Origin of the sequence: Pseudomonas delhiensis (assembly GCF_900187975.1) — a bacterium.
In the GTDB taxonomy this organism is placed as follows: Bacteria; Pseudomonadota; Gammaproteobacteria; order Pseudomonadales; family Pseudomonadaceae; genus Pseudomonas; species Pseudomonas delhiensis.
In genome coordinates this window covers 17,093-36,770 of sequence record NZ_FZPC01000024.1, presented here as the reverse complement: position 1 = coordinate 36,770, position 19,678 = coordinate 17,093, and the positions used below count along the sequence as shown (strand labels likewise).

21 protein-coding genes and 1 riboswitch are annotated in these 19,678 nt (G+C 69.5%); of the genes, 5 read left to right on the top strand and 16 right to left on the bottom strand.

The window, feature by feature from the left end; genetic code table 11:
• Window positions 1-92 precede the first annotated feature (92 nt).
• A riboswitch (cobalamin riboswitch) is annotated at window positions 93-283 on the bottom strand.
• 99 nt (window positions 284-382) lie between these two features.
• Together CHC02_RS21120 and cobM are read left to right on the top strand one after the other, a co-directional pair.
• Window positions 383-787 (top strand): cobalamin biosynthesis protein, encoded by a 405-nt coding sequence (locus tag CHC02_RS21120; RefSeq protein WP_089393397.1) that lies wholly within the window; start codon window positions 383-385, stop codon window positions 785-787.
• Window positions 788-821: 34 nt separating this feature from the next.
• Window positions 822-1,571, top strand: coding sequence for a precorrin-4 C(11)-methyltransferase (cobM, locus tag CHC02_RS21115; RefSeq protein ID WP_089393396.1), 750 nt, complete (start codon window positions 822-824; stop codon window positions 1,569-1,571).
• Between the two features lie 270 nt (window positions 1,572-1,841).
• Here cobM and CHC02_RS30775 read toward each other — a convergent pair whose 3' ends face one another.
• The 3 genes from CHC02_RS30775 to ccoG form a co-directional block, all read right to left on the bottom strand.
• Window positions 1,842-1,964, bottom strand: a complete 123-nt coding sequence (locus tag CHC02_RS30775) for a hypothetical protein (protein ID WP_256595844.1) — start codon at window positions 1,962-1,964, stop codon at window positions 1,842-1,844.
• 95 nt (window positions 1,965-2,059) lie between these two features.
• Window positions 2,060-3,469, bottom strand: a complete 1,410-nt coding sequence (mapR, locus tag CHC02_RS21110) for a GntR family transcriptional regulator MpaR (RefSeq protein ID WP_089393395.1) — start codon at window positions 3,467-3,469, stop codon at window positions 2,060-2,062.
• Between the two features lie 75 nt (window positions 3,470-3,544).
• On the bottom strand, window positions 3,545-4,960 hold the full coding sequence (ccoG, locus tag CHC02_RS21105) for a cytochrome c oxidase accessory protein CcoG (protein ID WP_089393394.1): 1,416 nt from the start codon (window positions 4,958-4,960) through the stop codon (window positions 3,545-3,547).
• Window positions 4,961-5,303: 343 nt separating this feature from the next.
• Here ccoG and CHC02_RS21100 point away from each other — a divergent pair, with 343 nt between their 5' ends.
• Complete coding sequence (locus CHC02_RS21100) at window positions 5,304-6,188, top strand: sugar nucleotide-binding protein (protein WP_089393393.1); 885 nt, start codon at window positions 5,304-5,306, stop codon at window positions 6,186-6,188.
• Complete coding sequence (locus tag CHC02_RS21095) at window positions 6,181-7,119, top strand: NAD-dependent epimerase/dehydratase family protein (protein ID WP_089393392.1); 939 nt, start codon at window positions 6,181-6,183, stop codon at window positions 7,117-7,119. Before CHC02_RS21100 ends, CHC02_RS21095 begins: the two co-directional genes overlap by 8 nt.
• Here CHC02_RS21095 and CHC02_RS21090 read toward each other — a convergent pair whose 3' ends face one another.
• The 10 genes from CHC02_RS21090 to CHC02_RS21045 all read right to left on the bottom strand — a co-directional run bounded on the left by CHC02_RS21090 (window position 7,120) and on the right by CHC02_RS21045 (window position 16,743).
• Entirely contained in the window at window positions 7,120-7,476 is a 357-nt protein-coding gene (locus CHC02_RS21090) for a SirB2 family protein (protein WP_089393391.1), read from the bottom strand.
• Between the two features lie 7 nt (window positions 7,477-7,483).
• The gene (locus CHC02_RS21085; protein WP_089393390.1) at window positions 7,484-8,488 is read right to left on the bottom strand and encodes a hypothetical protein; all 1,005 of its coding nucleotides are present in this window, start codon (window positions 8,486-8,488) and stop codon (window positions 7,484-7,486) included.
• Window positions 8,485-11,016 (bottom strand): fimbria/pilus outer membrane usher protein, encoded by a 2,532-nt coding sequence (locus tag CHC02_RS21080; RefSeq protein ID WP_089393389.1) that lies wholly within the window; start codon window positions 11,014-11,016, stop codon window positions 8,485-8,487. The genes CHC02_RS21085 and CHC02_RS21080 overlap by 4 nt, the downstream gene beginning before the upstream one ends.
• Before the next feature lie 21 nt (window positions 11,017-11,037).
• Window positions 11,038-11,796, bottom strand: coding sequence for a fimbrial biogenesis chaperone (locus CHC02_RS21075; RefSeq protein ID WP_089393388.1), 759 nt, complete (start codon window positions 11,794-11,796; stop codon window positions 11,038-11,040).
• Between the two features lie 217 nt (window positions 11,797-12,013).
• Window positions 12,014-12,544 carry a fimbrial protein gene (locus CHC02_RS21070; RefSeq protein WP_089393387.1) on the bottom strand — a complete coding sequence of 177 codons (531 nt, stop codon included), beginning with the start codon at window positions 12,542-12,544 and terminating at the stop codon, window positions 12,014-12,016.
• A 278-nt stretch (window positions 12,545-12,822) separates the two neighbouring features.
• Complete coding sequence (locus CHC02_RS21065) at window positions 12,823-13,527, bottom strand: OmpW/AlkL family protein (protein ID WP_089393386.1); 705 nt, start codon at window positions 13,525-13,527, stop codon at window positions 12,823-12,825.
• 135 nt (window positions 13,528-13,662) lie between these two features.
• Window positions 13,663-14,190 (bottom strand): DUF3299 domain-containing protein, encoded by a 528-nt coding sequence (locus CHC02_RS21060; protein ID WP_089393385.1) that lies wholly within the window; start codon window positions 14,188-14,190, stop codon window positions 13,663-13,665.
• An 8-nt stretch (window positions 14,191-14,198) separates the two neighbouring features.
• Window positions 14,199-15,464 carry an ABC transporter permease gene (locus CHC02_RS21055; protein ID WP_089393384.1) on the bottom strand — a complete coding sequence of 422 codons (1,266 nt, stop codon included), beginning with the start codon at window positions 15,462-15,464 and terminating at the stop codon, window positions 14,199-14,201.
• Window positions 15,465-15,466: 2 nt separating this feature from the next.
• Window positions 15,467-16,174, bottom strand: a complete 708-nt coding sequence (locus CHC02_RS21050) for an ABC transporter ATP-binding protein (RefSeq protein WP_089393383.1) — start codon at window positions 16,172-16,174, stop codon at window positions 15,467-15,469.
• An 8-nt stretch (window positions 16,175-16,182) separates the two neighbouring features.
• Window positions 16,183-16,743: a DUF2796 domain-containing protein gene (locus CHC02_RS21045; RefSeq protein ID WP_089393382.1), complete on the bottom strand. Its 561-nt coding sequence runs from the start codon at window positions 16,741-16,743 to the stop codon at window positions 16,183-16,185.
• 132 nt (window positions 16,744-16,875) lie between these two features.
• Here CHC02_RS21045 and CHC02_RS21040 point away from each other — a divergent pair, with 132 nt between their 5' ends.
• On the top strand, window positions 16,876-17,232 hold the full coding sequence (locus tag CHC02_RS21040) for a hypothetical protein (protein ID WP_244160957.1): 357 nt from the start codon (window positions 16,876-16,878) through the stop codon (window positions 17,230-17,232).
• A gap of 302 nt (window positions 17,233-17,534) precedes the next feature.
• On the opposite strand, the gene trxA is transcribed toward CHC02_RS21040, so the two are convergent.
• The 3 genes from trxA to CHC02_RS21025 all read right to left on the bottom strand — a co-directional run bounded on the left by trxA (window position 17,535) and on the right by CHC02_RS21025 (window position 19,652).
• The gene (trxA, locus tag CHC02_RS21035) at window positions 17,535-18,404 is read right to left on the bottom strand and encodes a thioredoxin (RefSeq protein WP_089393380.1); all 870 of its coding nucleotides are present in this window, start codon (window positions 18,402-18,404) and stop codon (window positions 17,535-17,537) included.
• 145 nt (window positions 18,405-18,549) lie between these two features.
• Window positions 18,550-19,209 carry a class I SAM-dependent methyltransferase gene (locus tag CHC02_RS21030; RefSeq protein ID WP_089393379.1) on the bottom strand — a complete coding sequence of 220 codons (660 nt, stop codon included), beginning with the start codon at window positions 19,207-19,209 and terminating at the stop codon, window positions 18,550-18,552.
• A complete protein-coding gene (locus CHC02_RS21025; protein ID WP_089393378.1) occupies window positions 19,206-19,652 on the bottom strand; it encodes a YbaY family lipoprotein in 447 nt (148 codons plus the stop codon). The genes CHC02_RS21030 and CHC02_RS21025 overlap by 4 nt, the downstream gene beginning before the upstream one ends.
• Between the last annotated feature and the right edge of the window lie 26 nt (window positions 19,653-19,678).

The following is a 19,678-nucleotide window of genomic DNA, read 5'->3' as shown; positions in this document are numbered from 1 at the left end:
GGTCGCCTCTGCGCTGCGATGGCGGGAGGCAGAGGCGCGCGCACGGAGGTTCCGCGCGTCGGAAGCCGCCACCGGATCACCCCGCCCGGTTGTGGTAATGCTGGTTCGAGGCAGGTCTCCTGGCTCACGATCCGGCTTGCGCCTGGCCTTCGCCTTCCCGCCCGTGGGCAGTGGCATTCGAAGGGGTTTGGATCATTCACAGTTGCGGGGGCAGCCGTGGCCTTGACCACGTTCCCTCTTAGCTCCGGCGCCGGGCCGGAGAACCTCGAAGCGGCAAAGGCTACGCAGTGCCCGGCGGGTGGTCAATCGCCACCGGGCCGGTTGACGCTCTGCCTGGGCCGTGCTGTGCTGCCCGGCGATTGCCCGAGGAAGGATCGCCCGCGTGATACTGGTTGCCGGACTGGGGTGCCGCCGTGGATGCGGCGCCGACGAACTGCTCGCCCTGCTGCGCGCCTGCCTGCGCGAGGCCGGCCTCGATGAGGCGGCGCTGAACGCTCTGGCCAGCAGCGAGGCCAAGGCCCTGGAAGGTGGCCTGCGCGACCTGTCGCGGCAACTTCGTCTGCCCCTGGAACTGCTGGATGCGCAGCGCCTGGCGCCTTACGAGCAGCGCCTGACTTCCACTTCCGAGCGGGCTCGCCAGGTCACCGGCAGCGCTGGCGTGGCTGAGGCTGCCGCCCTGGCACTGGCCGAAGCGCTGGCTGAAGGCCCGGCGCGGCTGGTCGTGCCCAAGCGGCGCAGCGCCAACGCTACCTGCGCGCTGGCCATGGCTCCCTACGGGCTGGGGTAGACTTGCGCCTTTCCCGATCCGAAGCGAAACGCCCATGACGGTCTATTTCATCGGCGCCGGCCCCGGCGATCCCGAGCTCATCACGGTCAAGGGCCAGCGCCTGCTGCGCAGCTGCCCGGTGATCCTCTACGCCGGCTCGCTGGTGCCCGAGGCGGTGCTCGAAGGGCACAGCGCCGAGGTGGTGGTGAACACCGCCGAGCTGCATCTGGAGCAGATAGTCGCGCTGCTGGCGGAGGCCCATGCGAAAGGCCAGGACGTGGCCCGCGTGCATTCCGGCGACCCTTCGCTGTACGGCGCCATCGGTGAGCAGATCCAGCACCTGCGCCGGCTCGGCATTCCCTACGAGATCGTCCCCGGGGTCACCGCCACCGCCGCCTGCGCCGCGCTGCTGGGCTGCGAGCTGACGCTGCCGGAGGTGTCGCAGACGCTGATCCTCACCCGCTACGCCAGCCGCACGAAGATGCCCGAGGGGGAATCCCTGGGCGACCTGGCGCGGCACCGGGCGAGCATGGCCATCCACCTGGGCGTGGGCCAGCTGGAGAAGATAGTCGCGGAGCTGGTGCCGCACTACGGCGCGGACTGCCCGATCGCGGTGATCCACCGCGCCAGTTGGCCGGACCAGGACCGGGTCAGCGGCACCCTTGGCGACATACTGCCCAAGGCCCGCGCCAAGGGGTTCAAGCGGACGGCGCTGATCCTGGTCGGGCGGGTGCTGGCGGCGGAGGGGTTTGGGGAGTCGTCGTTGTATAGCGCGGGGCATGGGCATCTTTACCGGCCGGGCTGACGGCAGATGGCTGGGGGTTGTTTGTAGGAGCGAGCTTGCTCGCGAATGGTGCTTGCCGGATGCATCGGTGCATCAGGTCGACTCCGCTCCCTCTCCCCAGCCCTCTCCCTGAAGGGAGAGGGGGCTTGTCCGTGCCGAGAGGAGGCCCGGTTTCAGCCGGCAATCTCTGTGTTAGCCGGCTGACTCCAGAACATCAGCGTCTGCCCAACGGTCCCCTCTCCCTTCAGGGAGAGGGTTAGGGAGAGGGGCTCTCAAACCCGCCACCCACCATCAAGCCATCCAGTCATCCGACCCGCGCCCGGGCAGGCCGTGGCGGATGTACCAGCGCACGCCCAGGTGCAGGCCCAGGGCGGTGCCCACTGTCAGCAGGATCGTCAGGGTTTCCGCATCCATGGTCGCTGTCCTTCGTCCGGGGTCTGGTCTGACAGCGTATGCCTGCGGCAATCCGTCGCACAGATACAGATCGTGTCCGAATGTACGGAGCAGTGCTACAGCGACTGGATGATCCGCCCGAGCGTCGCCATGGCCTTCTCGCTGCGCACCGTCCAGGGGTGGCCGTAGTTCAGCCGCAGGCAGTTGCGGAAGCCGCGGGTGGCGGAGAAGATCGGCCCCGGGGCGATGCTGATGCCCTGGGCGTGGGCCAGCTGGAACAGCTTCAGGGCGTCGACCCGCTCGGGCAGCTCCAGCCAGAGGAAGTAGCCGCCGCCGGGGCGCGTCACCCGCGTCTGCTCGGGGAAGTGCCGGGCCACCGCGGCGAGCATGGCGTGCTGCTGGCTTTCCAGGGCGTGGCGCAGCTTGCGCAGGTGGCGGTCGTAGCCGCCGTGCAGCAGGTAGTCGGCGATGGCCGCCTGGGCCGGCACCGAGGCCGACAGGCTGGTCATCAGCTTGAGCCGCTCGACCTGCGCGTGGAAGCGCCCGCCGGCCACCCAGCCGACGCGGTAGCCCGGCGCCAGGCTCTTGGAGAAGCTGCCGCAGTGCATCACCAGGCCCTCGGTGTCGTAGGCCTTCACCGGCCTGGGCGCCTGCCGGGCGAAGTACAGCTCGGCGTACACGTCGTCCTCGATCAGCGGCACCTGGTGCCGGGCCAGCAGGCCGGCGAGGGCGCGCTTGCGGTCCTCGCCCATGCTCGCGCCCAGCGGGTTCTGGAAGTTGCTCATGAACCAGCAGGCCTTGATCGGCAGGCGCTCCAGGCTGTCGGCCAGCACCTGCAGGTCGATGCCCTCGCGCGGGTGCACGGGGATTTCCACGGCCTTGAGCTTGAGCCGCTCCAGCACCTGCAGGGTGGCGTAGAAGGCCGGCGCCTCGATGGCCACCAGGTCGCCGGGCTGGGTGACCACCTGCAGGCACAGGTTCAGCGCCTCCAGCGCGCCGTTGGTCACGACCAGTTCTTCCACCGGCAGCGGCGTGCCGTTGACCCTGTAGCGCAGGGCGATCTGCCGGCGCAGGGCATGGCTGCCCGGGGTCATGTCGGCCACCGCGGCGCGCGGCTCCATGTCGCGCACGGCGTGGGCCATGGAGCGCGCCAGGCGCGGCAGGGGGAACAGCTCGGGGGCCGGGAAGGCCGAGCCGAAGGGCACGGTGTCCGGGTCCTTGATCGAGCCGAGCACCGAGAACACCAGCTCGCTGACGTCCACCTCGGTGGTCTGCGCCGCGTGGCGGGCGATCTCCGGTTCGGCCAGGGCGCGGCGCACGTGCTCGCGGACGAAGTAGCCGGAACGCGCGCGGGCCACGATCAGGCCGCGATCCTCCAGCAGGTAGTAGGCCTGGAACACGGTGGAGGCGCTGACCCCGTAGGTGCGGCTGGCGTGCCGCACCGAGGGCACCTTCTGCCCGGGGGCGAGCACCCCGCTGCGGATCAGCTCGGCGATCTCGTCGGCGAATTTCTCGTAGCGCTTCATCGTGTCCCGGGGGCCGTTGGGGAGCTCCCACTCTAGGCGTTGCGCGGCGCCGCCGCCATGCCGCGGGGCCATCGCTCAGCGCCTCGGCGCGACGAAGGTGCTGGCCGCCTCGACCTGTTCGCCGCCCTGCTGCGCCGTCACGCGGAAGTGCAGGGGCGCTGGGCCGCCGCTGCCGCCCGCTTCGAGGCGCGCCACCGAGACGGCGAAGTCGCGGATCTCGCCCGGCTCCAGGCGCTGTTCGACGGCGCCCTGCAGGCGGTAGCCGCCGGCCTCGGCCAGGCTCAGGCGGTAGCGCTGCGCCTGCTGCGTCTTGTTGATCAGCTTGAGGTTGTAGACGTTCTCGATCAGGCCTTCGGCGTTCTCGCGGAACAGGCCGCGGTCGCGGGCCACGTCCAGGGCGATCAGCGGGCGCGCCTGCAGGGCCCATGCGAAGGCGCCGAACATGGCCAGCAGCACCGCCGCGTAGCCGACCAGGCGCGGCCGCAGCAGGTGGGTGCGGCCGCCTTCCAGGGCGCGTTCGGAGGTGTAGCGCACCAGGCCGCGGGCGTAGCCCATCTTGTCCATCACCGAGTCGCAGGCGTCGACGCAGGCGGCGCAGCCGATGCAGGCTATCTGCAGGCCGTCGCGGATGTCGATGCCGGTGGGGCAGACCTGCACGCATTGCTGGCAGTCGATGCAGTCGCCCAGGCCGAGGGCCCTGGGCGCGGCGTCCTTCTTGCGCGCGCCACGGGTTTCGCCGCGGGCGGCGTCGTAGGAAACGGTCAGGGTGTCCTTGTCGAACATCACGCTCTGGAAGCGCGAGTAGGGGCACATGTGGATGCACACCTGCTCGCGCAGCCAGCCGGCGTTGGCGTAGGTGGCGGCGGCGAAGAAGGCCACCCAGAAGGCGCTTTCCAGGTCCAGGTTCAGGGTGAAGAGGTCCGCCACCAGCGGCCGCACCGGGGTGAAGTAGCCGACGAAGGTCAGCGCCGTGGCCAGGCTGACCAGCAGCCAGAGCCCGTGCTTGGCTCCCTTGCGCAGGTACTTGGCGGCGCTGGGCGGGGCCTTGTCCAGCTTCATGCGCTGGTTGCGGTCGCCCTCGGTGACCTGCTCGGCCCACATGAAGATCCAGGTCCACACGCTCTGCGGGCAGGTGTAGCCGCACCACACGCGGCCGGCCAGCACGGTGATGAAGAACAGGCCGAAGGCGGCGATGATCAGTAGCGCCGAGAGCAGGATCAGGTCCTGCGGCCAGAAGGTCGCGCCGAAGATGTAGAACTTGCGCTCGGGCAGGTCCCAGAGCACCGCCTGGCGGCCGTTCCACTGCAGCCACAGGGTGCCGAAGAACAGCGCGAACAGCAGCGCGCCGCCGAGCCGCCGCAGGTCGCGGAAGCGCCCGCTGAAACGCTTGGTGTAGACCGTCGGGGTGACCGCCGAGAGCGGCCTGGGCGGCGGGGTGAAGGCGTGCGGGGCGGCGATCTCGACGATCTTCGCGGGGATTCTCTGGCTCATTGTCGTGGCCCATCAGGCTGGGGATGCGCCGCGACTATAGGAAGGGGCTGCTGGCCGAAACAGCTTCAGGTCCGCCGGAAAAAACCATATCAGATGGGCCGTGGCCGCTATTCCATGCGGTGTGGCGCCGGGACGTGACAAGCGGTCGCAGGGGGCCGCCGCGGCTGTCGGGCCGGTTTTCCGCTGGCCGTCCCCGCCGCCGCAGCCCGCGCTTTTTCGGACGCCCAGGCCGCGCCGCGCGTGGCGCCGTGCTTGACGCTGTTCCGGTGCGCAGGAAAAATGCCGGCAAAGCGTCGGCGAAACGCCGCCGGCCGTGGCCCACGATTCGAGTGACCCCCTGAAGATGCGTATGCGCCTGATGCTGTTGGGTGGCGGTAATGCCCTGGGACAGGCGCTGATCCGCCTGGGAGCCGAGGAAGACATCGGCTTCCTCGCCCCGCGCCCGCCCGAGCAGGGCTGGGATGCCTCCAGCCTGACCCTGCTGCTGGACGAGACCCGCCCCGACGCGGTGATCAACCTCGCCTACTACCACGACTGGTTCCAGGCCGAGCAGGTCGACGACGCCCGCCTGGCCGCCCAGGAACGCGCCGTGGAGCGCCTGGCCGAGCTCTGCCAGCACTACGAGATCCTCCTGCTGCAGCCTTCCAGCTACCGGGTGTTCGACGGCGCCCGCGCCACCGCCTACAGCGAGAAGGACGAGCCGCTGCCCCTGGGCCGCCGCGGCCAGGCGCTGTGGCGCATGGAGCAGTGGGTCCGCGCCACCTGCCCGCGCCACGTGCTGCTGCGCTTCGGCTGGCTGCTGGACGACAGCCCGGGCGGCAGCCTGGACCGCTTCCTCAGCCGCGCCCTGGGCGAGGAGGAGCTGTACCTGGCGGACGACCGCCGCGGCAACCCCACCCCGGTGGACGACGCCGCGCGGGTGATCCTCTCGGTGCTCAAGCAGCTGGACTGCCAGGCGCCGCTGTGGGGCACCTACCATTACGGCGGCCTCGAGGCCACCACCACCCTGGCCCTGGGCCAGGTGATCGTCGCCGAGGCCCGGACCCTCGCCGGCCAGGCCCTGCGCGACCCCGTCGCCCAGGCCCACGCGGCGCGCCCGGATGCCAGCGAGGAACCGCAGCACGCGGTGCTCGCCTGCAAGAAGATCCTCCACACCTTCGGCATCAAGCCGCGCGCCTGGCGCGCCGCGCTGCCGACCCTACTGGACCGTTACTACCGTCATGGCTGACATCTCCCCCACCTGCGCCCAGCCCGTCCTCATCACCGGCGGCGCGGGCTTCATCGGCTCGCACCTGGCCGACGCGCTGCTGGCGCGCGGCTACCGCGTGCGCGTGCTGGACAACCTGTCCACCGGCAAGCGCGAGAACCTCGACGCGGCGGTGGAGCTGCTGGTCGGCGACGTCGCCGACGCGGCGCTGGTCCGCCGTGCCCTGGACGGCTGCCAGGCGGTGGTGCACCTGGCCGCGGTGGCCTCGGTGCAAGCCTCGGTGGACGACCCGGTGGCCACCCACCAGAGCAACTTCATCGGCACCCTGAACCTCTGCGAGGCGCTGCGCGAAGCCGGCATCCGGCGCGTGCTGTACGCCTCCAGCGCCGCCGTCTACGGCCAGAACGGCCAGGGCACGGCGATAGTCGAGGACCTGCCGAAGGCGCCGCTGACGCCCTATGCCGCGGATAAGCTGGCCGGCGAGTACTACCTCGACTTCTACCGCCGCCAGCATGGCCTGGAGCCGGCGGTATTCCGATTCTTCAACGTCTATGGCCCGCGCCAGGACCCGTCCTCGCCCTATTCCGGGGTGATCAGCATCTTCACCCAGCGGGCCCTGAACGGGCAGCCGATCACCGTGTTCGGCGACGGCGAGCAGACCCGCGACTTCATCTACGTCGCCGACCTGGTGCAACTGCTGGTGCAGGCGCTGGAGGCGCGGCAGGTGCCGGAAGGGGCGGTCAACGTCGGGCTGAACCAGGTGACCAGCCTGAACCAGCTGCTCGGCGAGATAGACACGCTGGTCGGCGGCCTGCCGCCGGTGAGCCACGCCGAGGCGCGCCCCGGCGACATCCGCCATTCCCGTGCCGACAACGTCCGCCTGCTGGCGCACTACCGCCTGGAGCGGCCGACGCCGATCGGCGAGGGGCTGGCGCGCCTGCTCGGGCGCTGATCACCACCAGGGCTTGTTCAGCGCCAGGTAGAAGATGCCGCCCAGGCACGCCAGGGCCAGGGCGCTGAGCAGCGCCTTGGGCCCGCGCGCGGCGCTGCGCATGGCGAAGGCGGCGAGCACGATGTAGCCCAGCAGCAGCCCCAGCTTGGCCTGCAGCCACAGCGGCAGCGGCCAGGGCATGGCCAGGTGCACCAGGCCCAGGGCGCTGAGCAGCAGCAGGCTGTCCACCAGGTGCGGCGCCCAGCGCTGCCAGCCGGCCAGGCGCCGGCCCAGCCAGTTCAGCCCCAGGCGCCAGAGGAACAGCAGGCTGCTGAGGATCGCCAGGGTGATGTGCAGGTGCTTCAGCCAGAGGTACATGGGCGGCTCACTTGTATTCGGTGGTGTAGAGCACGACGAACTCGAAGGGCCCCGGCCGGACCTCGGCGCCCGCCAGCAGCTCGGCCTCGAAGGTGGTGTCGAAGCTCAGCGAGCGCGGCGAGCGTACCACGTGCTCGACGGGCTGGTTGAAGACTACGTACTGCTCGTTCAGCAGGTCCTTGATCTTCAACAGCAAACCGGCGCTTTCATGCAGCAGCGCGCTGCCGTTTTCCGCGAGCACGCCGCTGGCCGGCGACAGGGTGGTGCGGATGACCGCGCCGCCGTCGCACTGCCAATGGAACTCGAAGCGGCGCTGCAGCGGCAACTGGTTCTTGCTGAAGCTGCCGAAATCCACGCGGGTGGGGGCGTCGGTCATCTCGCAGGTGGTGGGCAGGAAGGTCAGGGCGACGTCCGGGAAGGGGTCGATGGGGTAGGCCGGCGGCGTGTTGTTCCAACGCGAGCCGACGAACAGGGCCGGCTCGCGGAAGTTGACCGGGTAGGTCCCGGGCGTGTCGATGTTGCCGTTCTTCAGCACCTCGATGAAGCTGTTGGACAGCGAGCCGCTGACGCACTGGCTGGGGCCCAGGCTGCGGTCGCCGACGACGCCCAGCTGGATGCGCTTTTCCACCCCGCCGACCTGCTTCACCCCGACGCCGTCCTGGCCGGAGGGGATGACGCGGTAGACCAGGCCGTCGATGTTGGTGGCGAAGTCGTTGCCCTGCCGGTGGCTGGCCTCGCTGGCGATGCCCAGCACTATGTAGCGCCCGGCCTCGCCGGCCAGGTACTCCTGCAGGCGGCAGGCATAGTCCAGGGACAGGTTCAGGGTGCCCAGCACGCTGCCCACCGGCAGCCCGGCGCTGATGTAGCGCTCGCCGTCGTAGGTGAACTGCTGGTTGGTGAAGTAGCACTGGTTGGGCTCCACCGGGCATTCGTCGGCCCGGGCCGGGAGCGCCTGCAGCAGGCAGGCGGCCAGGGCGAGGCCGTGGAGCAGGGTGGCGGGGCGGCGGATCATGCTTCCTCCTTGCGGGGCTGGCCGCTGGCGGCCTGGCAGTCGACCGGGATGGCCCGGTAGGTGTCTTGCTTGTCCTTCTTCGCGGGCATGGCGTAAGTGAAGCTGCATTGCTGCTCGTCCGCCTCGCCCCAGGATACCCGGTAGCTGTCGCGGCCCTTTTCCAGGTACAGGTAGACCAGGTTGTCCTGGCCGACGTAGGCCAGCACCTCGCCGTCGCCGCCGACCTCGGCGCCGAAGGGCACCTCCTGGCCGCCGGCGCGGCGCAGCTCGAGCAGCACCGAGATGCCGCTGCGGGTGCGGTAGGGCACCCGCACGATGGCGCCGTAGCGCGGCGCGGTCTTCTGGATGTTCTCGCGGATCTCGACGTCGTCGATGGCGCTCTTGGCGTCCAGCACTATCTCGTTGTGGCGGTAGGGCGTCAGCCCGGTGAGCAGGGCCTTGCCGTCGCCGTCCAGATGCACGCGCCCGCGCGGCAGCAGGGCGCCCGCCGCGCCTTCGGCCTCGACTATGGCCATGGTCTCGCCCTGGTTCGGCGACAGCGCCACGCCGCCGGAATAGGCGACCAGGCTGCCGCGGGCGGACAGGGACTCGCGGCTGAAGCCGTCGCCCCGCGCCAGGCTGGCGCCCAGCGAGCTGGCGGCGGTGCGCAGGTTGAGGTTGCCGCCATAGGACTGGCTGTTGCCGTCTTCGGCCTGGCTGTCGTTGCCGTACAGGTTGTAGTTCCACTGGCCCTGCTCGCCGGCGATGCCGCTGAGGCTGGTCTGCAGCGAGCGGTTGCGCGCGTCCTGCAGCGACAGGGTGCTGCTCAGGCGCGGCGCGCCGGCCTCGCGGCCCAGCGGGACGCTGACGCTCAGCAGGTACTGGTTGTCGTAGCCGTCGACGCTCTGGAAGCGCGTCGCCGACAGGCCCAGGCTGCCCCAGCCGAAGGTCCGGCTGAAGCCGCCGCTGAAGGTCAGGCTGCGGTTCTCCCCGGTCCAGTAGGTCTGCCCCACGCCGGACAGGTACAGGCTGCCGCCGCCCAGCGCCTGGCTGAGGTTGAGCTGGACGCGGTCGCGTTCGCGGAACAGGTTGGCGTTGTCGGTGTCCAGGGCGTCGGCCGCGGCGGCCAGCCCCAGGTAGCCCTTGTCCGAGCGGCGGTAGGACAGTTGCAGGTGGGTGCCGCCGAAGCTCTTGTTGTAGGCCAGGCGGTAGCTTTCGCCATTGTCGGGCATGCCCTGGGCGCCGGCCTCGCCGGGCAGCGCGTCGAAGCGCGAGACGGTGGCGTCCACCGAGAAGGCGCCCAGCGAGGTGTTCAGCGCGGCGCCGATCAGCGAGGCCATGTAGCTGTCGGCGAGCACCGCGCCGGAATAGGCGCTGAGGTTGTTGCTCAGGCCCCGGCGGTAGCCGCCCTGGACGAATTTCAGCGGGTTGCCGACGTCCTCGCCGCGATAGCTGCCCGAGGCGACCTGGTAGCGCGAGGCGCCGGGCCTGAGCAGTTCGGCGGCGTAGGAGTAGGGCACGCTGAAGGTCTTCTCGCGGCCGTCGGCCTCGATCACCGTGACCTGCAGGTCCTCGGTGTAGCCGGTGTTGTACAGGTCGTCGATGACGAAGGGGCCGGGCGGGACGCTGACCTGGTGGATCAGCTGCTGGCCCTGGTGGATCTTCACGGTGGCGTTGCTGTCGGCGATGCCGCGCACCACCGGGGCGAAGCCGCGCTCGCTCTCCGGCAGCATGCGTTCGTCGCTCTCCAGCTGCACGCCGGTGAAGGGGATGCTGTCGAACATCTCGCCGGCGGTGAAGTGCTGGCCGAGGGTCAGCTGCGAGGAAAGCCCGGTGAGGTCGCGCTGGGCGTAGTTGTTCAGCGTGCGGTAGTGGCTGCCCTGGCGGGTGGTGTCGCCATGGCTGAAGCTGGCGTTGTGGCGCAGGCGCCAGTCCAGCAGGTTGAGGCCGCCGTTGAGGCCGAGGAACAGGTCGTTGCGGGTGTCCTGGCTGTTGCTGGAGCGGTCGAGGTTGCCAGTGTAGCTGAGGAAGCCGGCGTTGATCCCCGAATCCCAGCTCGACGGCGGCGCGTAGTTGCGCGGGCGCTGCTTCACGTAGGCCTGGGGCAGGGTGAGGTGGATGGCCCCGCTGGCGCCGTCCAGGTCCACGCGGCTCTGCGGGACGCGTTCGAGCAGGTCGATGCAGTCGCCGCCGGCGGGCTCGGCGCCGGGAGCGGGCCCGGGCAGCAGCACGCCCCACTGTTCCAGCTGCTCCGGCCCGAAGCAGTAGACCTGGCGCTGCTCGGCGGTGTGCACGATGCGCACTTCCTGCTGGCCGAAGTACACCTTGTTCAGCGTCAGGTCCAGCGAGTAGGTGCCCGGCGGCAGCGCCGAGGGGTTCTTCTCGAACCCGGAAACGTCGGTGCTCATGCCCAGCGTCTCCAGCAGGCCGCGGTCGAAATGCACCTCGCCGGGGCCTTCGGCGGCCAGCGCCGGGGCCGGCAGCAGGGCGCAGCAGAGCCCTCCCAGGCAGCCGAGGCGCAGGGTGCGGGACAGTATCGAAGGGAACACGATGGACCTCGCGCAGGAGGGTTACTCGACGGTGGCTTCGGTCTCGATCAGGCCGCCGAAATCGTTGATCCAGGTGTAGCGGAGCTTGGCGCCGGCCCTGGCCCAGGCCGCCGCGTCCGCGGGCAGGGGGATGCCGTAGCTGCCCTTGGCCGGGACCATGTCCAGGTCGTCGTTGGCGTATTGCCTGGCCCCCGAGCGCAGGTGCAGGCGGGCCAGGGACACCGAGTAGGGCTGGTCGTTGACCGCGCGCAGGACGCGCTTGCCGCCTTCGGCGGCGATGCGCCACTTCAGTTGCTGCGCCGCATCGGCGGCCGCGCCCTTGAGCGCCGCGGGGCGGTAGAACAGCTTGAGCTGCGAACGGAAGGCCACCTGCAGCTTGCCCGCGCTGTTGCCGCTGGCGGCCGCGCCGGCCTTGTCCGGGCTGCTGGAGGGCACTTCCAGGACGTTCAGCCAGAACACCGACTCGCGGTCCTGGGGCAGCGTCCGGTCGATATTGGCGATGCGCAGCAGCAGGCCCTTGTCCGGGTCCACCCGCGATACCGGCGGCGTGACGATGAAGGGCGAGCGCCCCGGGCTGTCGGCGCCCGGCGTGCCCTTGCCGTGGTCCACCCAGGCCTTGATCAGCGAGGGCGTCTTGCCGGTGTTGCGGATATTGACGGTGATGTCCCGCTCGCTGGCCGGATAGACCACGCGGGTGCCGGTGATGACGATGCTGGCGTTGGCCTGCAGGGCCAGCAGGCAAATACCGATCAGCAGAACTAAGTGGGTAGCGGGACGCATCGGGGTCAACCTCCTTCTCCATATAAAGAAGGACTTTCGGTGGAGTCTAGGCGGGGCCGGGGTACTGGCAAGTTTCGTTCGGCGAAGTTGCCGGGGGAACTTGTAAGTGCGGTTCTTTATTCAACCCGCGTATGGACTTCTGTGGATAGGTTCATGCGCGTGATGGATAGGCCGGGTGCATCCCCCGATGGGGGAGGGGGATGCACCCGGGCGGCCGTCAGTCGTAACGGATGGAGTACAGCAGGGCGGTGTCGGCGGTACCGGCCGATACGATCTCCGAGGTCTGGACGTAACGGGCGTAGTAGGCGAACTCCAGCGGGCCGGCCTCTTCGAGGAGCTTGCTGGTGCTGTTGTCATTGGTACGCAGGTCGATGGCTTCCAGCTCCTCGTTGGCGATCTGCAGCTCGATGCCGGACATGCTCAGGGCTTCGCCGTTGAAGGTGAGGTTGCCGGTGCCCGGGTTGATGTTGGCCGAGCCGAAATCGACCTTGTAGGTCTGGCCGACGGAGCAGCCGTTGAGGGTGATGGTGAAGCGCTGCTCGCCGGCGGTGGAGCCGACGGTGTCGAATTCGCTGGTGGAGATCGACGGCAGGTTGATGGAGGCATCGGCGCCGCCGCCGTTCACGCTGACGTCGCAGGTGTCTTCCAGGACGTGGCCGGTGAAGCTGATCTGGCCGCCGGTTGCCGCCTGGGCGCCGCCGGCCACCAGGGCGAGGAAGACGGTTGCGGGAAGAGTGAGTTTTTTCATGGTGCTTTCCTTTGTTGCAGGTTTTTCGGTAGGTGAATTCTCCTTGCTTCCTGAGTTTTCGAATATTAGGAATCTTCTGATGGGGCGTAGGCCAATTCTTATCAGTGGGGTAGGTAACGGATAAAATTTGTTATTTCTTCAAAGAAAATAGGGGTGGGAAAATTTCGGGCGGAGAAGTTTCCATGAAACAGGCCTTGATATTCCGATCGGTGCTTGATGAAAGATGGAAATAAAAAAGCCCCCGGCAATTGCCGAGGGCTTTTTGTGGAACTTCCGACTTAGAACTTGTAGCCGAAACCGATCATGTACACCCAGGGGTCGACGTCGACGTCGACCTTGGTTTTCTGGATGCCCAGAGCACCGGGGCCGTCGACGCTGGCCTTGGTGTCGATGTCCATGTACCACACGGCGACGTTGACCAGCGCGTGTTCGTTGAGCATGTAGTCCATGCCCAGTTCCGCGGCCAGGCCCCAGGAGTCCTGCAGCTTCAGGTTGCTGAAGCCCTGGTCCTTGCGGAAGCCGGCGAGGTCTTCGTCGAAGAAGGTGGTGTAGTTCACGCCCAGGCCGCCGTAGGGCTGGAAGGCGGAGTTGGTGCCGCCCATGGGGTAGTACTGCAGCAGCACGGTCGGCGGCAGTTGCTTGATGTCGGCCAGCTTGCCGTCCAGGCCCGGGCCGAGGCCCTTGACGTCGACCTGGTGGTTGAACGGGGTGGCGGCCACCAGCTCGACGCCGATCTTGTCGGTGAGCAGGTAGCTGAAGGTCAGGCCCAGCTGGGTGTCGCTGTCCACGGTGGCCTTGGTGCCGCCGACCTTGGCGCCGTCGAGCTTGAGGTTGCCGCTGTCGTCGTTGGGGTCGACGGTGGCGAAGCCGCCGCGGACGATGAAGTCACCGGCCTTGTGGCCCTGGATGTCCGCAGCCTGTACGGCGAACGGCGTGGCGACGGCGGCGGCGAGCAGGGAGGCGGTGAGCCAGGACTTGCGCATGATGGTGATGCTCCATGATTTTGGAATAAGCGTTGGTGAGCATCATGGTAGACAGCGCTAAGCGATTCTTCTTGATTCAGCTCAATAAAGCCCCCCTGAGCCGTAGGGGTAATACCTGCGGCGGATGGTCGCAGGCTACTCGCCTTCGTATTCGTACGGCGTCACTTCGTCGGCCTTGAGCTGGTAGCCGGCCTGGGCCAGGTCGCTGTCGATGTGCTTCACCTGCAGGCGCCCGGTCACCCAGTAGGGCTGGTACAGCTCGTCCATCTTCACGCCGCGGGCCTGGTGCACGTAGACGATCTGGTTGGAAGGCGGCGGCGGCACGTGGATGCAGGCGCCGTAGTAGGGCACCAGGAGGAACTCGTTGACCTCGCCGTCCTGGCCCACGTCCAGCGGCACTATGTAGCCGGGCAGCTTCACCTCCTTGCCATCCAGCGCCTGGACCACCGGGGCCGCCGGTGATTGTTGCCTTGCCGCCGGGCCGCTTTCGGCGTTGAGCGCGTCGCTCAGTTGGGAAATGTCGTGCAGCGGCACCGGCGGCGGGGGCGGCGGCGCGCCCTCGGGGATCAGCTGCGGCCAGGTCAGGGTCTGCGGCGTGCCGGCCCAGGCCGCGCCGGCGGCGAGCAGGAGCAGGGCGAGGAAGGCGGAGACGGTGGTTTTCATGGGGCTACTCAGATTCGGATCGACAGGCCGTCGGCCAGCGACTGGCGGTACGCGCGCCAGGCCGGCACGCAGCCGATCAGTAGGGCGGCCAGCAGTATGCCGCCCAGCAGCGACCACTCATAGGCGCTTGGCGCCGCCAGCGGCAGGAAGATGCCGTAGTTGGCCTGCACGTAGCCCTGGGCCGCGGCGATGCCGGCGTACAGCAGGCCCAGGCCGAGGGCCACGCCGGCCAGCGCCAGGGCGAAGGCCTCGGCCAGCAGCAGGCTGAACACGTGCCAGGGCCGCGCGCCCACCGAGCGCAGGATGGCCATCTCGCGGCGGCGCTCGTTGAGGCTGGTGAGGATGGCGGTGAGCATGCCGATCAGGCCGGTCAGCACGACGAACAGCGAGACCACGAACAGCGCCTTCTCCGCCGTGCCCATCAGCCCCCAGAGTTCCTGCAGGGCCACCCCGGGGAGGATCGCCAGCAGCGGTTCGCCGTCGTATTCGTTGATCTGCCGCTGCAGGGCGAAGGTCGCCACCTTGCTCTTCAGGCCGAGCAGGAAGGCGGTGATGGCGGTCGGCTGCAGGTCCATGTGGCGCGCCTGGTCGGCGCTGATGCGGCCGGCGCCGCGGGCCGGCACGCCGTTCTTCCAGTCGACGTGCAGCGCCTCCATGCCGGCCAGGGAGATGTGCAGGGTGCGGTCCACCGGGGTGCCGGTGCGCCTGAGGATGCCGACCACGGTGAACGGCTTGTCGTCGTGCTGCACCAGGCTGATGGTGCTGACGCCGTGGCTGAGCACGATAGGGTCGCCGAGCTTGTAGTGCAGCGCCTCGGCCACCTCGGCGCCGAGCACCACGTCGAACAGGTCCTGGCCGAAGGGCCGGCCCTCGGCCAGCTGCAGTTGCTGGTCGCGGCCGTAGCGGTAGTGCTCGAAGTAGCCGGTGTCGGTGCCCATCACCCGGTAGCCGCGGTGCGAGTCGCCCAGGGAGATGGGGATGGCCCACTTCACCAGCGGGCTGGCCTTGACCGTCTGGAAACTCTCCCAGCGGATGTTGTTGGTGGCGTTGCCGATGCGGAACACCGAGTACAGCAGCAGGTTGATCGAGCCCGAGCGCGCGCCGACGATCAGGTCGGTGCCGGAGATGGTGCTGGCGAAGCTGGCGCGGGCCTCGCTGCGCACCCGTTCCACGGCCAGCAGCAGGCAGGCCGAGAGGGCGATGGCGAAGACCGTGAGCAACGCGGTGAAACGGCGGTTGGAAAGGCTGGCCAGGGCCAGGCGCAACAGGTACATGCTCAGATCCCGGGGGCGGTGGCGGCGCGGTTGAGGTCGGCCAGCGACAGGCTGCGGTCGAACAGCGGCGCCAGGCCCTGGTCATGGCTGACGAACAGCAGGCTGGCGCCGGCCGCGCGGCACTCGGCGAACAGCAGTTGGAGGAAGGCTTCGCGGGCGTCGGCGTCCAGCGCCGAGGTCGGCTCGTCGGCGATCACCAGCTCCGGCTGGCCGATCAGCGCGCGGGCCGCGGCGACGCGTTGCTGCTGGCCGATGGAGAGGTTGTCGGCGCGCCGCTGCAGCAGGCCGGCGTCGCCCAGGCCCAGGTGCGCGAGCAGGGCGCGGGCGGCCTCGTCGACGCTGCCGTGGCGCTCGCGGGCGCGCGCCGCGCGGCTGCGCGAGAAGTGGCAGGGCAGCTCGACGTTCTCCCGCACCGAGAGGAACGGCAGCAGGTTGAACTGCTGGAAGATGTAGCCGGTGTGGTCGACGCGGAAGTGGTCGCGGCGCGCGGCGGAAAGCTGCGCCAGGTCCTCGCCGAGCAGGCGGATGCTGCCGCGCTGCGGCCTCTGCACGCCGCCCAGCAGGCCGAGCAGGGTGGTCTTGCCACTGCCGGAGGGGCCCTTGAGGAACAGCGTCTCGCCGCGGCCGAGGGTGAACTGCGGAATGTCCAGCAGCTCCGCCTGGCCGGGCCAGGCGAAGCCGAGGTCGCGGAGTTCGAGCAGGGTGTCCATGGGGCGCGTCAGAACTTCAGCAGGCTGCTGGCCGGGGTCAGTTCGGCGCCCTGCTGGCCATTCGGGCCGATCAACTGCACCACCAGCTTCTGGGTACCGGGGAAGCGCTTGAACAGCGGGGCGAAGTCGAGGCTAGTCAGGGCCTCGGGTGCGGCGCAGGTCAGCTTGTAGTGGGCGTTGATGTCGCTGTGCTGGTGGCCTTCGTGCTCGTCGCCATCGTCGTCGTGGTCATGGGCCTTGGCGTTGCCGAACAGCGGGCTTTCCAGCTCCACCTCGGCGACGCCGCACTTGGCCGCGGCCGGTGCCTGGACCAGTTCCAGCGGCTTGCCCAGCTGGGCGCGGGCGGCGGCCACGGTGGCCTGGTCGGCGGCGCTGCTGGCCGGGTGCTCGAAGCCGACGAAGTTCATCGCCGGGCTGTCCACTTCCAGCTCCAGGGTGCTGCCGTCCAGCGCGACGTTGAGCTGGGCCACGCTATGCTCGTGCTTGCCGAGGCTGCCGTGCTCGTGTTCGTCGTGGGCCTGGGCGGCAGCGAAGGGGATCAGGGCGAGGGCGAGCAACAGCGGGCGCATGGACGTTCTCCGGTGGGGAAATCGAGGGTGCGTTACGTTATAACGAAATATTGCCGCTGGCTAGAGGTCCCCGGGGAGATTGGCGCGGCCGCGCCGGCATGGGAGCATGCCGCCATGCAGGAGGAGACCACCATGCGAATCCGTGGAAGCATCGGCGACTGGCCGGTGGACCTGACCCTGGAACTGGACGAGGCGGAATGGCAGCGCCTGGGCGTGGCGTTGCGCCATGCGCCGCAAACGGCCGCGGCCGCCCCCGTGGAAACCCCGCCGGCGGCCATGCCCAGCGGCGCCGACCGCCTCTGGCAGTCGGCCCGCGACCTGCTGCGCCAGGCTGGCAGCCGCGAAGGCCCGCAACTGCTGGACGAACTGGCCGCCCTGGCCGGCAGCGCCGGCGCGGCCAAGGGACTGCTGGTGCGCTTGCGGCACAGCCCGAACGTGAAGATCGAGGTGCGAGAGGGGACCCAGGTGTTCACCTGGGTCGGGGAATAGGGGGCTTTTGGATTTTTGCTTTTCGTAGGAGCGAGCTTGCTCGCGAACGGAGTTTCCCGGCCATGCCGATGCCAGGCATGAGAGCGCCCTCTCCCTAACCCTCTCCCTGAAGGGAGAGGGAACCGTTCGGAGTCTTCTGATAATTCGGCGTTAGCCGGGCACTGTGATAGCCGACTGAAACCTTACTTCCAACCGGCACGGACAAGCCCCCTCTCCCTTCAGGGAGAGGGCTGGGGAGAGGGAAAGGCGCCAAGCCCAGCATCGGAGCAGCCGGTTGGCACCGTTCGCACGAACCCCGCCACTCAATACAGCAGATTGGCCAGCTTCCGCCGATAGGCAATCACCAGCGGATGCTCGTTGCCCAGCAGGTCGAACACCTGCACCAGGGTCTTGCGCGGCAGGTCCTCGCCATAGCCGCGGTTGCGCTGGAACAGGCGCAGCAGGCCGTCCATCGCCGCCTCGTACTGCTGCCGGGCCAGTTGCTGCACGGCCAACTGGTAGGCCGCCTCGTCGTCGCCGGCGTCGGCCGCAAGGCGGCTCTTCAGGGTGGCGGCGTCGGGCAGGTCGGCGGCCTGGCGGAGGAAGGTCAGCTGGGCGCGGGCGGCGGCCAGGGCGGCCTTGTGCTCGTCGCTCTTCACCGCGTCCAGCACCGTCTCGGCTTCGCCCAGTTCGCCGCGCTCGGCCAGGCAGCGGGCGTAGAGGATCAGCGCCGCGGCGTTGCTGTTGTCTTCGCCCAGCAGGGCCTTGAGCTGCGACTCGGCCTCGGCGAAGCGGCCCTCGGCGAAGGCGGCCTCGGCGGCGTCCAGCGGGTTGCCGGCGGGGGCCGCCGGCGGCTGCACGTGCTGCTCCAGCATCTGCCGCACCGCCGATTCGGGTTGCGCGCCGGCGAAGCCGTCGACCGGCTGGCCGTCGCGGAACAGCACCACGGTGGGCAGGCTGCGGATGCCGAAGCGCATGACGATGTCCTGCTCGACGTCGCAGTTGACCTTGGCCAGCAGCAGCTCGCCCTGGTAGGACTCGGTGACCTGCGCCAGCATCGGCATCAGCGCCTTGCAGGGCGCGCACCAGTCGGCCCAGAAGTCGACCAGCACCGGCTTGTGGAAGGAGTTCTGGATCACCAACTGGTCGAAGTCGGCGCTGGTGACGTCGAAGATGTAGGGCGTGTCGCTCATGGGGGCTCTCGTCGGGCGAAAGGGGCGAAAGGATGCTGGTCACTATAAGTGGGGGCGCGGCGGACGGAAACAAGGCAATGCCGCGCCGCGCCCTGGGTTCCTGTAGGAGCGCGCCCTGCGCGCGAATCGCGGGCAGGGCCCGCTCCTACAAGGGGCGATTGGCGTGGTAGAGGCTGACCTTGCGGAATTCGTGGGGCTCGGCCAGGTCCGGCCAGGTGCAGGCGTCGAGGATGTCCAGGCGCCGGTACAGCGGGTGCTGGAAGTCGCGCACCCGCGAGTCGGCCACCAGCGCCTCGCGGCCCTTGCCGAGGAAGGCGTCGAGCAGCGGCAGGTTGGCGCGGTCGTAGAGCACGTCGGCCACCAGGATCAGGTCGTAGCGGTCCTCTTCGCCGAAGAAGTCTTCCGAGTAGCTCAGCCGCACGCCGTTCAGCTCGGCGTTGGCGCGGCTGGCGGCCAGGGCCAGCGGGTCCAGGTCGCAGGCCACCACCTCGGCGGCGCCGGCCCTGGCCGCGGCGATGGCGGCGATGCCGGAGCCGGCGCCGAAGTCCAGCACGCGCTTGCCGGCCACCCACTGCGGGCGTTCGGCCAGCCAGCGCGCCAGGGCCAGGCCGCTGGCCCAGCAGAAGCACCAGTAGGGCGGCTCCTCGAGGATGCGGCGGGTCTCGTCGGGGCTGAACTGGCGGTCCATGTTCTGCGCATCGATCAGCCACAGGGCGATGTCGGTGCCGGGCAGGCGCTCGGCGCCCAGGCGGGCGTCGCCGAGCAGCTCGCCCAGGGCCTGCTGCAGGGCGTGCGGGGCCTTCACGGCGCCGGCTCCAGGCGCAGCTCGCCCAGGGCCCGGGACTGCCCGGGGGCGATGGTCAGCGGGCGCAGGCGCCAGGCCAGCTGGCCGTTCTGTGCCACCCGCACGTGCAGTTCGATGCGGCCGCCGCTGGGAAAGTCGCTGGGGTCGTAGCGCAGGCTGAAGGGCAGGGCGCCGCCGTTGCCCACCAGCTCCAGGCTGGCCAGGGCGCGCTGCGGGCGGTCGCGCTCGTCCATCAGCAGCAGCGCCAGTTCCACCTCGGCGCCGTCGGGCAGGGCGCCGCGGCTGCTGGTGAGCACCCCGGACAGCTCGCGCTGGTTGGCCGGCAGGGGCGCCACGGCGGCCTTGGCCGGGGCGCTGGCGGAAGGCGGCTGCGGAGCGGGTTGCTTGCTCGAACAGGCGGCCAGCAGGGCCAGGGCGAACAGGCAGAGAAGGCGGAGCGGCATGGGCGAAATCCCTCGCGACGGGTTCC